Here is an 11,242-nt window from a genome sequence, read left to right as displayed (position 1 = left end):
CGTTTGATAATGCACAACGGGTTTATTAAATATATTACCATTTGTTGCAAAAAAGTATTTGATAGAAAAATTAGACTAGATAACTACAATAATAATCAAATCCTCCAATTGATTTTATTAACCGGAGCGTTGTTTAAGTTCATTTTATGGATATGTAAAAGGTAATTTTGAAATTAAAATTTTGGATGATTGTACGTCGAAAAAGTAATTAGAAGTTATTAAATTATAATTTCTAGATGCTAAAATTATTACTTCAAGTAAATATCAAGATAAAATAAAAACTATTGAGGATAATATTTTAAAGAATAATAAAATTGAGGGTTTTACAATTCCAAGAGATTTGTGGTTTAATGAAGTTAAATCTTCGTCAGATTATGTTTTGGAAACGGAAGATGATGTGTGATAGTTTTCCGATTCAATCAATATCTATGAGGTTGTAAACGAAATGAAATCTTTTTCAATTCCGTTTTTAAAGTTTGTTTGGTTAGGAAATTATTCGGATGATAAAAATCTGATAATAGATAAATTATAAAATAACCTAAATCAAGCTCAACCTCAAAAATTATTCACCTCAAATAAATTTGTGATGGATTTGTTTATGTATAGTAAATAGAAATTTTTTACAATTTTATATAAATTAGGTTTGGTTGAAAATAAAACTAAACTAAAAATATTGGTATTTGAACTCTATTTAAATGGGGCTGTACCAAAAAGAGTATTAGCTTTCGATTTGGGAAGATGCGAAAGGTAAAGTGTATGAGAAACAACACTTAGAAATGCAGCTGCATTGTATCTAAATAAAAATGCAATTTTTGCAAGAACCAATCAAGAAGTTTTTAAAACAACTTTAAAATTATCTGCAACAGGTTCATATCACGCGTTTAGAAATCATTTTGATGTAAATCGAATGAATTATATGTTGAATAAAGATTGGTTAAATAACAATTTTGATTCTATGCAAAATTATTCAAAAGATTTTTCTGATGATTATATCAAATCTTTTTTTGATAAAGAAAAACATCCTGATGCCCAATATGATGAATGGTTTAAATGGGCTGAAAAGTTTCGTCAACAATACAGAAATTTAGGAGCGGAAGTCGATAATTAAAAATACAATTCCACAAAAAAACCTCAATTATGTTGAGGTTTTTTTCTATAAAGATTAATCTTATTCTTGAATTAAAAGTCGGAATCCTTCACCGTGAATATTCACGATTTCTACTGCAGGATCTTTCTTTAAATACTTACGTAATTTTGCAATATATACGTCCATAGAACGCGATGTAAAGTAATTATCATCGTGCCAAATACGTGTTAAGGCAATCTCACGAGGCATTAAATCGTTTTTGTAAACTGCCAATAAACGTAACAATTCGTTTTCTTTTGGCGAAAGTTTTTGTGATTTACCATCGTAAATTAATTGTCTCAATTTTGCATTGAAAGTAAACTTACCAATTTTGAAATCTTCTTGTTCAAATTTTTCTTCTTCGCCAGAATTACGTTGTAAAACAGCTTTTATTTTGTACAATAAAACTTCCGAATCAAATGGTTTTAAGACATAGTCGTCTGCTCCAATTTTGTAACCATTCAAAACATCCTCGCGCATGTTTTTCGCTGTTAAAAATATAATTGGTTGTTCACTTTTTAGTTCTTTGATCTCTTTTCCTAATGTAAAACCATCTTTTTTAGGCATCATTACATCAAGGATGCATAGATCATAATCACTTTCTTTAAATTTGGCAAGACCGTCCTCACCATCGATTGCGTGCGTTACGTCAAAATCGTTTATAACCAAATAATCCTTTAATACACTTCCGAAGCTTGGATCATCTTCTACTAAAAGTAATCGTTGTTTATCACTCATTGATCTATGATTTTAGAGGAATTTTAATGAAAAAAGTACTTCCTTTTCCTGCTGAACTTTCTGCCCAAACCTGTCCGCCGTGAAGCTGAACGATTTTTTTGACATAAGCCAACCCAAGTCCATGACCTTTTACATTGTGTATATTTCCCGTTTCTTCTCTATAAAATTGTTCAAATATTTTTTTCAGAACGTTTTGCGACATTCCCATTCCTTTATCAGAAATTTCAATTAAAAAATTGTTGTCTTTGTTGTATGTTTTTACTCTAATCTCTGGTGTGTTTGGAGAGTATTTTCGAGCATTATCCAATACATTAATAACGATATTCTCTAAATGGAAGGGATCTCCTTTTACAAATGATTGTTCTGCGTTGTATTCCTCAAATATTGTACCATTTCTTTCTTCTACAATAAATCTTATCGGCTCAACACTTTTTTGTACAATACCATTCAAATTTACTTCCTGAAAATTCATGTCCATTTGATTGCGATCAAGCTTCGACATTCGTAAGACCATCTCAACGTGAGCATTCATACGTTTGTTTTCTTGTTTGATCAAATCGGCATAATATTTCACCTTTTCGGGATCAGTAAATATCTTTTCATTACGCAATGCATCAGACGCAATATTAATGGTTGCAATAGGCGTTTTGAATTCGTGCGTCATATTATTGATGAAATCTGTTTTGATTTCCGAACTCTTGCGTTGCAATTGCATATAATAAATTGACAAGGAGAAAACCGTAATAATAATCATGGTTAAGATAAATGTCAACGAAATAACTGGAACGGTTGGTGCAATAATGGCTAAATTTCGGTTAACAAAATTTGCTGCCAAATAATATTCGATATGATCCTTTCTATCCAAAAATAGCGGAACCATAAACTCAATTTTATTGCGATCGAAATCTTTTGATTTGACATTTGTTTCTGTCGAATCTTTTTTCAAAACTGCCAAAATTGGCATTGCTTGGTGAATTCCTCTGTTGCGTAATTCGTTTTTCAAAATAGAATCTAGCATCGCATAATTCACACGTTTGTCGATTGGCGTAGAACCAGCGTCCCAACGTGCAGCACTTTCCAATGTAAATGTTCCGTCTTGTAAAGCGTGTTCAAAATTCAGATTAAGATTCGGAATTCCTCTTGCAGAAGAATCTTTGTCTATTTTGAAAACGCGTTCTTGCGAATAAATATTCGCTTTCGTTAAGCTGTCATTGTATTTTCCAGATGATGGCAACATCGATTTTTCGACTACATAGCGCGTTACATAAGCGTACGTTACACCAAGCGAATCTTTGATGACTTGATTGGTTACAACTTGCGGTTTATCTTTATTTGATTTTAAATCAGATTGTATATTATTGAATTTCTTATAATAACGCTCTAATTCGTTTTTGTTTATTTTCTCTGTTGTATAATTCATCGCTTGGTACACATTGTTGTTAAAACTGTCTGTACCATTCTGAATTGTTAAGTTTAGCCAATAGAATTGAATAATTATCAATCCTATAAGCGCAACACTCATGATAACGATTAAGATTTTATAAAATCCTTTTTTCATTTATTTTTTATTGAATGATTAAAAATAGTTTAATCTTTTCTAATTTCTATCTTTTTGTTAAAATTTGGACGATTAAATCATTTTTTTGATTTTGATAAACGTTTCTTCCACTTCATTTTTCAAGTGAGCTAAATCGCCATTATTATCAATGATAAAATCTGATTTAGCAATTCGTTCTTCGTCCGAAATCTGATTGTTTATTCTTGCAAGAATTTCTTCTCGTGATAAACCATCTCTTTCTATAGTTCGTGCAATTCGCGTTTCTATATCAACCACTACACTTATCACAACATCGCAATCTTTATAACTACCACTTTCTATTAAAATAGCAGCTTCTTTCATCACAATATCCGATTTTTGAGCTTTTTTCCAATTTTCAAAATCTTGGAAAACTGCTGGATGAACAATTGAATTTAATAGCTTCAATTTTTCATTATTCTGAAAAACTTGTTTTGATAGATATGGTTTATTCAAACCATTTTCATTGTAAGCTTCTTCACCAAAAGCTGCAATAATTTTAACTTTTACTTCAGAGTTTTCATTTTGAATCGTTTTGGCTCTTGTGTCAGAATTATATACCGGAATACCTAATTCTTCGAAGAATTTTGCTGCTGTACTTTTGCCAGAGCCTATTCCGCCAGTAATTCCTGCTACAAAAGGTTGGTTGTTTTTCATGGTTTGAAGTTAAAAAAATGCCGAAGAATAATTCCTCCGGCAATCAGTTAAATATATGTTAACCTTAAACTTAGTTTTTTTCTTCAACTGCTTTTTCTGATTTGTCAGTCGTTTTTGAATAACGTGCAGCAGTTAATTCGCGAGAAATTGCAGCTTTTTCGAATTTAATTTTTCCAGCTCCAGTTTCGATGATAACAGCGTCGTCATAAATTTCGTTGATTTTCCCGTGAATACCAGAAGTTGTTACAACTTGATCACCACGTTTGATATCCGTTTGAAATTGTTTTTCTTGTTTCGCTTTCTTTTGTTGAGGACGAATCATGAAAAAGTACATAATTACGAACATCCCTCCGAACATCAAAAGCATAGACATTCCTCCGCCTTGTGCACCAGCTTGTAAAAAGATTGTTTGAATCATTTTTATATTTTATCGATTTAATACTTATTGTCCAAATGCTTGTTGTGCATTTTGATCATTTGCAGTAGCTCCAACAACGTTTGCAGAAATGTCAAATTTCTCGTGACCATTTGTTGTGTTCGTTACTAAAGTTACTGTTTTTTGTTGTTTACCGTTCATGTTTCCAGCTGTGTACACAACTTTGATAGAATCTGTAGCTCCTACTGCAATTGGAGTAGAAGGAAATTCAGGAACGGTACAACCACAAGTTGCAGACGCATCGCGAATAACTAATGGAGATTTACCATCGTTTTTGAACTTGATATATGTTTCTACTTTATTGTTAGCTTTTACATCTCCAAAATCGTGATTTGCTTCTGCTAATGTTAAAACTGGAGCTGTAGCTGGATCTACAACATTTTCAGCTTGTTGAGCTGTTTCTTCTGCTGTAAAATTGTCGCTAGCTTTTTTCTCTCCACAAGAGCTGATTGCGAATGATAATGCAAATGCACCTAAAATAAATAATTTACTTTTCATTTTTATAATTATTTGTCTTAGTCAAAATTAAGAAAAAATAGTGATTATAATAAACCTCTACCGTATTTTGGTAAATTATTATTGTCTTTTAACTCTTTTAATGTTTTATCTAAGATTCCGTTAACAAAAACACGCGATTTTTCTGTCGAATAACTCTTCGCTAATTCCACATATTCGTTGATTGTAACTTTTGCAGGAATATTTGAGAAATATAAAAATTCTGTCAAAGCCATTTCTAAAATAATCAAATCGATTGTCGCAATACGATCTAATTCCCAGTTTTGAGCTTTTTCGTCAATGATTTTTCTTGTTTCTACTTGGTGACGAATAGTTTTACGGAATAATTCTTCAGTAAATTTTTTGTCATCTAAATCTTTGTAAACTTTGAACAAAGAAATCAACGGAGAACTGTTTTGACGGAACGATTTTATCGTTGTGTGTACCATCGCATTTGCAATATGTACATCGTCTGCCCACGTGATCTGAATTCCTTCTAAGTAATCGTGCAAATCTTCATATTCAGCAATAAATTCTACGAAAAAGTTCAAGATAAATTCTTTGTCTTCTTCAAAAGAATGTTTGTCGCTGCTCATGTACGTTTTGTACAATTCGCTTTCTGTCAAATTTTTAAAGATATTGTTTGGATAAGAATCATAAATATCCCAAAGTAAAAATTTGTTGTCATTTGAATAACGAGATAATTCAAGATTTTGTTCAATAATTTTGAATATTTTATTCTGAACAAATTTTAAATTTGGATTTAAATCTTCTTGGGTTGGAAAGTTTTTTGATTTTGCAAGTTCAATTTTATGCTCTGCAATGTCCTTTTGAACTTTAATCAAATTTAGGAGATAAATGTACAAATCATAGATTTGATCGATACTTTTCATCATATTTTTCTCGACCGCTCTTTCTTCGCCTTCAGTTCCTAAACTATTGTAAGCATAGATATTCTGCATTACTTTTTCGCGTAGTTGTCTTCTTCCCAACATAATTTCAATGATATAACGTCTAATAAATTGATGCAAAGGTAAAAAAAAGAATGTAATTTTGTTTTGTGAAATCATTACAAAAGTTAAATAAATTTTTATGGAAGTATAAATGGAGAATATTTTTGGGCTTCATTTTTACGATTTGTGCCAATTGGGTGCAGGTTTATTCCGTTACATATATTAGAGAAGCGATTAATACAGTTGAAGAATTGCTACGAAATTTTAAGAAAGAAGGAACAGATAACCTCGATCTTTTGAAAGATGGTTTGATGTATGCCAGTTTGGCTTTTTTCTTTTTTAAAGTTTTGGGAGGAGTTTTGACGGTTGGTACACGACAAATGATTATTGTGGCTTCGCGTTATATTGAGTTCGATTTGAAAAATGTGATTTACGATAAGTATCAAAAATTATCGTTGTCCTTTTACAAAAAACACAAAACGGGCGATTTGATGAATCGTATTACCGAAGATGTCGGATTGGTGCGTATGTATCTTGGACCTGGAATTATGTATCCAATTGATTTGGTATCGCGAGTTGTGATCATTGCGTATTTTATGTTGCAAATTGATCAACAATTAACGCTTTATACATTAGCTCCATTACCGATTTTATCATTGTTAATTTATAATGTTGCACGAAATATTAACAAGAAAAGTAAGCGCGTACAAGAACAACAATCTACGATTTCGTCATCTGTACAAGATACTTTTGCTGGAATTCGTGTGATAAAATCATTCAATTCGGAAGAATTTATTAAATCTAAATACGAAGTAGAAGCAGACGAATATCAGAAACGTGCGCTTAATTTAGCTCAAATTCAGGCAGCCTTTGGCCCTTTGATGGTTGTTGTAGTTGGTGTGAGTAATTTGGTGATTTTGTATTTGGGAGGAGTAAAATATATAGAAGGAACAATGGATATTGGTTCTATTGCACAATTTTTCCTTTACCTAAATATGTTAATTTGGCCATTTACTTCGTTGGGTTGGATTACAATGGTTGTGCAGCGTGCGGAAGCATCAATGTTTCGTATCAACGAATTTTTGAATGCTGAAACTGATGTGAAAGAAAAACAATTAGTCAATCATGAAGTAGAAGGAACAATCGAATTTAAAAATGTGACGTATATCTACGAAAACACAGGAATTAAGGCGTTGGATAATGTTTCGTTCAAAATTAATAAAGGTGAAACTTTAGCGATTCTTGGAAAAACAGGTTCAGGAAAATCGACAATTGCTTTGTTAGTTGCGCGTTCGTTGGAACCAACTTCTGGTGAAATTTTGATTGATGGTAAAAATATTCATGATATTAATGTAGAATCTATTCGAGAAGAAATTGGTTATGTTCCGCAAGAAGCTTTCCTTTTCTCGGATTCGCTAACCAATAATATTTTGTTTGGTTCTGACGATACAGATGAGCAAACGGCTGAAATTTTTGCGAAGAAAGCTGTTGTTCATGATAATATTGATCGATTTAAAGAACGTTACGAAACAGTTGTTGGTGAACGCGGCGTTACGCTTTCTGGAGGTCAAAAACAACGTGTTTCTATAGCTCGTGCATTGGTAAATGATCCGAAAATATTAATCTTTGATGATAGTTTGTCTGCTGTAGATACCGAAACCGAAGAACAAATCTTGAATAATTTATCTTCTGAGATTAATGGTAAAACAACCATCATTATTACGCATCGTGTGTCTTCTGCAAAGCGCGCTGATCAGATTTTGGTTTTAGAAGATGGTCATGTTTTAGAAAATGGTTCGAACAGCGAATTATTAAATAAGCATGGTTATTATTATGAATTGTACAATAAACAACTGCTAGATTAAGTTTATTTATATAGTTTTAATAAAATAATAGAAAATAATTGTTTAAAACGTTGTTATTTTCTTAATTTTTTTTAGATTTGTTAGGAAACATTTAACAATTAAACTCTATTTAGACTTATGAATGATTTTGAAAACCAAGAAAAGGTGGATGCAGAAGGAGTCTTTTCAAAGGTATTAAGGGCTGGAAGAAGAACTTATTTTTTCGATGTCCGCGAAACAAGAGCAGGGGATTATTACTTGACGATTACTGAAAGTAAAAAAAATACGCAGGAAGATGGAAATGTGTATTACAAAAAACATAAAATCTACTTGTACAAAGAAGATTTTGAAAGTTTCAAAGATATGTTAGACGAAACGACCGATTTTGTTTTTGCTCAAAAAGGACAAGAGGTAATTTCGGAAAGACATCAGAAAGATTTTGATCCAAAAATTAAAGTTGTGGGTAAAGACGAAACGCAAGTTGAATCTTTTACCAATATCGATTTTGACGATATATAGACTTTACTAAATATGCGTAAAAAGAAACCTCCGCTCAATAACTTGAGCGGAGGTTTTTATTTGAATTTTATAGAATTAAAACATTTAGAGACTCCTCCTAATGTCGGAATGACATTGTTTCGAAATTAATTGATAAACAAAAAGCTAGTTTTAGTTGTCATATTGAGTGATTTTTCGATTTGATAGAATAAGTAAGTTGTATTGAAGCAGCAGCTTGAAAGAAAATTTATTTTATTTTAAATTCGGTGCTGTAACGAGTGCCTTTACTATTCATAATTTCAAAGATAAAGATTTAAAAATCAAACTCTATTTTGTCTACGTAAAGTTAGCAACTCCAAAGAGTATCTGCTATTAACTATTGATAAAAGTAAGTGAGCTCACGCGTTGTATATGTAATTTACATTTAGTGAGTGTTCGTTATCAACCTCACCTTATGGGTGTACAATCACCCTCAAAATTATATTGTTTTGAGAATTCAATCTCTATTAATTTCTCAATCAAAGTTAAATACAAACTAAACTTTTTTAATATTCAAATTCAATTTTTTGACTATTATTTATGAAATAACAAGCAGAGCCGTTGTATATGTTGTTTACATTTAGTGAGTGTTCGTGACCAACCTCACCTTATGGGTGTACAATCACCCTCAAAAATTATAATTTATGCTATAATAAGCTCTATTCCTGCTTTATCAGCTTTGTATTTTATTTTGGTCATCAGTTCATAATAACTCCAATTCCTCAGTACAAATTCTTCTTCTTTGGCTATTTCTATCTTTTCTTCTTGATCCAATAATATAAGTGTTCCTGCTTTATTATTGATGCAAAAATCAATTAACTTTCGACTGTAAACATGTAATCGATTATGCACGTAATTACGTTCTAATTCACTCATTTTTTCTAACGCTTTTAGTTTTCTCGTTCTTCCTTTGCCCGATTTCGCATAGGTTACTCCTGCTTGGGTTCGTTTACGGGACGCTTGTATCGCTAATCTTCTATACAAAAACTCTTCTTTGGTTCCGATAGAAAGCCGAGATTTACCTACTTTTACAACCAATGGATATTCTAATGATAAGGAAGCTTCTGCAATAGTTTCGGGTTGTAATTGATGATTTTCTTTTTCAATTTCAACAACAGCTAACCAAAATATTTTACCTTTTTCTATTTTTATTTGGGACGTACAAAGTTTAACTTCACCATTTACTACTTGTTCCAATAGTTTTTTGTTACCTGTAAAATCTCTTCCTAAATAGGTTTTGAATGGAAGTTGAAACAATCGAAAACAAAAACTTTTTTTCTCGGGATGATAAGATAATTTGCTAATACCTTCCAACCCAAAAGGAAATGCCATATCTCTTTTAAAGTTTTTTAAAGAAGCTTCTCCTCTCCAATATTCTTGGTAATCTTTGTTAAAAGTACTCTGTAGTCTACTATTTAAACACGATAAGATATTCATCGGAATTTCCCCCTTAAAACGATCTGATATCACACGATAAGTGGTATTTATTCGCGAACGTTGTAAGATTCCTGCTTCATCTTTCTTTTCATCAACCAACTTGTGTATAACCCCTTCTGAAAGATACAAGAACTCTTTCACCATCGCTTGTATATACAAATGAGAAACAATCAAATTAGCGGCTTTAAAACATCTGTTTTGCCATCTATAAAGCTTGTCTAATGCCTCTTTGCGTTCTTCTTGAGTTGGTAAATCGATAAGTATTTGTATTTTTCGAGTGAGTATTAAAGTAGATTTCTCCATCATCAATAGTTTAGGGATTGAACTTTATTTTGTTGGGTAAATTTATAGGCGACTATAAACTCATTGTGTACTTCTTTCTGTGACAGTTGTAATTCTTCAGCGATATTGGCAAAAGATTGTTTATGCTCGCTGCGAAGTTTTAAAATCAACGATTGTGTTTTGGTTATTTGATCTTGCTTCTCTACAGTAGAGACTGTTTTGGTTTTAATAATTAACTTATCTTGATGACTTAAAATCTTCTTAAGATCCTCAATAGCACTTTTAATTTCGTTACTTGTTTCAGTTATTCCTCTTCCCATTGCATGAGCAATTGCTTTATACTGAAATCCATGTTTTAAACAGAGTTCTATCAAATGTTTTCTTTCAGTACTTAGTAAGGGTAATACTTTTATAATTTCATCAAAATAGTGCTGTTGCCTTTCTTGTTCGTTTAGGTTTTCTATTACATCAGCTGGATCATATCCAGCTAAATAACTTTGATAATTCTCATAGTTCTCTAATGAATTCACATTTCTAAAAAACTTATTCTTCGGTTTAGCATAATGCGAATAGCAACTGTATTTCATTACAAATCTCAAAAAGAAAAAGATATGATCAGGGGATTCCATCTTCTCTCGATATTCCCAAAGTTTCAGAAACACATCTTGTAACAAACATTCTACTACAAACTCATCCTCAATTATTTGTTTACCAAACCAAAAGATGCGTTTATTATATCTGACATAAATACGTTCCAAAGCAATAGAATTACCTTTTTTTAATAATTCAAATTCTTTTTCTAGCATAATAAAGGTGGTTTTATTTATGTTTTACGTGATACGTATGACGTTCTACGTTTTTACATAGTTTTTAAATTCAACATTAGTTTTAAAAGCGCTCCTTTTCCAGTACATCGCGCCAACTTTGTTTTTGGGAAAGGTGGTTTTTGTTAAGTTTTACGCTCTACGCTTAACGTTTTACGTTATTTTTTTTAGTTTTACGTGATACGTATTAAGTTCTACATTTTTATTTTTATTATATTCAAATTCACTTATAACAAAGAATTTTAGAGTCGACATACGATTTGTAGACGAGCTTCAATTCATTGAAACAAGCGTAAAAAAGATTAGTGAGCGATAGCGAATCATTTAATCTTTTTAG

11 protein-coding genes are annotated in these 11,242 nt (G+C 31.3%); 3 read left to right on the top strand and 8 right to left on the bottom strand.

What is annotated here, in order from left to right; all coding sequences use genetic code 11:
• Window positions 1–787: 787 nt before the first annotated feature.
• Window positions 788–1,108: a hypothetical protein gene (locus B3J26_RS04805; protein ID WP_291073518.1), complete on the top strand. Its 321-nt coding sequence runs from the start codon at window positions 788–790 to the stop codon at window positions 1,106–1,108.
• A 60-nt stretch (window positions 1,109–1,168) separates the two neighbouring features.
• On the opposite strand, the gene B3J26_RS04800 is transcribed toward B3J26_RS04805, so the two are convergent.
• The 6 genes from B3J26_RS04800 to nusB all read right to left on the bottom strand — a co-directional run bounded on the left by B3J26_RS04800 (window position 1,169) and on the right by nusB (window position 6,098).
• The gene (locus B3J26_RS04800) at window positions 1,169–1,864 is read right to left on the bottom strand and encodes a response regulator transcription factor (protein WP_019974263.1); all 696 of its coding nucleotides are present in this window, start codon (window positions 1,862–1,864) and stop codon (window positions 1,169–1,171) included.
• A 4-nt stretch (window positions 1,865–1,868) separates the two neighbouring features.
• Window positions 1,869–3,422 (bottom strand): sensor histidine kinase, encoded by a 1,554-nt coding sequence (locus B3J26_RS04795; RefSeq protein ID WP_221853957.1) that lies wholly within the window; start codon window positions 3,420–3,422, stop codon window positions 1,869–1,871.
• Between the two features lie 72 nt (window positions 3,423–3,494).
• Window positions 3,495–4,097: a dephospho-CoA kinase gene (coaE, locus tag B3J26_RS04790; protein WP_038331123.1), complete on the bottom strand. Its 603-nt coding sequence runs from the start codon at window positions 4,095–4,097 to the stop codon at window positions 3,495–3,497.
• A gap of 70 nt (window positions 4,098–4,167) precedes the next feature.
• On the bottom strand, window positions 4,168–4,515 hold the full coding sequence (gene yajC, locus B3J26_RS04785; protein WP_038331124.1) for a preprotein translocase subunit YajC: 348 nt from the start codon (window positions 4,513–4,515) through the stop codon (window positions 4,168–4,170).
• Window positions 4,516–4,539: 24 nt separating this feature from the next.
• A complete protein-coding gene (locus tag B3J26_RS04780; protein WP_114998927.1) occupies window positions 4,540–5,031 on the bottom strand; it encodes a DUF1573 domain-containing protein in 492 nt (163 codons plus the stop codon).
• 44 nt (window positions 5,032–5,075) lie between these two features.
• Window positions 5,076–6,098, bottom strand: coding sequence for a transcription antitermination factor NusB (gene nusB, locus B3J26_RS04775; RefSeq protein ID WP_260509518.1), 1,023 nt, complete (start codon window positions 6,096–6,098; stop codon window positions 5,076–5,078).
• On the opposite strand from nusB, the gene B3J26_RS04770 reads away from it, so the two are divergent.
• Window positions 6,089–7,846 (top strand): ABC transporter ATP-binding protein, encoded by a 1,758-nt coding sequence (locus B3J26_RS04770; RefSeq protein WP_286495050.1) that lies wholly within the window; start codon window positions 6,089–6,091, stop codon window positions 7,844–7,846. The genes nusB and B3J26_RS04770 overlap by 10 nt on opposite strands.
• A 117-nt stretch (window positions 7,847–7,963) precedes the next feature.
• The gene (locus B3J26_RS04765) at window positions 7,964–8,344 is read left to right on the top strand and encodes a PUR family DNA/RNA-binding protein (RefSeq protein WP_280052022.1); all 381 of its coding nucleotides are present in this window, start codon (window positions 7,964–7,966) and stop codon (window positions 8,342–8,344) included.
• A gap of 660 nt (window positions 8,345–9,004) precedes the next feature.
• Here B3J26_RS04765 and B3J26_RS04760 read toward each other — a convergent pair.
• Both B3J26_RS04760 and B3J26_RS04755 read right to left on the bottom strand, forming a co-directional pair.
• The gene (locus B3J26_RS04760; RefSeq protein ID WP_291073516.1) at window positions 9,005–10,102 is read right to left on the bottom strand and encodes a hypothetical protein; all 1,098 of its coding nucleotides are present in this window, start codon (window positions 10,100–10,102) and stop codon (window positions 9,005–9,007) included.
• A 2-nt stretch (window positions 10,103–10,104) separates the two neighbouring features.
• The gene (locus B3J26_RS04755; protein WP_291073514.1) at window positions 10,105–10,887 is read right to left on the bottom strand and encodes an RNA polymerase sigma factor; all 783 of its coding nucleotides are present in this window, start codon (window positions 10,885–10,887) and stop codon (window positions 10,105–10,107) included.
• Window positions 10,888–11,242 lie beyond the last annotated feature (355 nt).

The organism is Empedobacter sp. UBA5987 (assembly GCF_002429865.1).
Taxonomy (GTDB): domain Bacteria; phylum Bacteroidota; class Bacteroidia; order Flavobacteriales; family Weeksellaceae; genus Empedobacter; species Empedobacter falsenii_B.
The sequence above is the reverse complement of the archived record's forward strand: the minus strand, read 5'-3'. Positions and strand labels throughout refer to the sequence as shown.

Coding starts and splice junctions, on each gene's coding strand:
- nusB (WP_260509518.1), bottom strand. CDS start 6,098: ATGATTTCACAAAACAAAATTACATTCTTTTTTTTACCTTTGCATCAA.
- B3J26_RS04760 (WP_291073516.1), bottom strand. CDS start 10,102: ATGGAGAAATCTACTTTAATACTCACTCGAAAAATACAAATACTTATC.
- B3J26_RS04795 (WP_221853957.1), bottom strand. CDS start 3,422: ATGAAAAAAGGATTTTATAAAATCTTAATCGTTATCATGAGTGTTGCG.
- yajC (WP_038331124.1), bottom strand. CDS start 4,515: ATGATTCAAACAATCTTTTTACAAGCTGGTGCACAAGGCGGAGGAATG.
- coaE (WP_038331123.1), bottom strand. CDS start 4,097: ATGAAAAACAACCAACCTTTTGTAGCAGGAATTACTGGCGGAATAGGC.
- B3J26_RS04765 (WP_280052022.1), top strand. CDS start 7,964: ATGAATGATTTTGAAAACCAAGAAAAGGTGGATGCAGAAGGAGTCTTT.
- B3J26_RS04780 (WP_114998927.1), bottom strand. CDS start 5,031: ATGAAAAGTAAATTATTTATTTTAGGTGCATTTGCATTATCATTCGCA.
- B3J26_RS04800 (WP_019974263.1), bottom strand. CDS start 1,864: ATGAGTGATAAACAACGATTACTTTTAGTAGAAGATGATCCAAGCTTC.
- B3J26_RS04755 (WP_291073514.1), bottom strand. CDS start 10,887: ATGCTAGAAAAAGAATTTGAATTATTAAAAAAAGGTAATTCTATTGCT.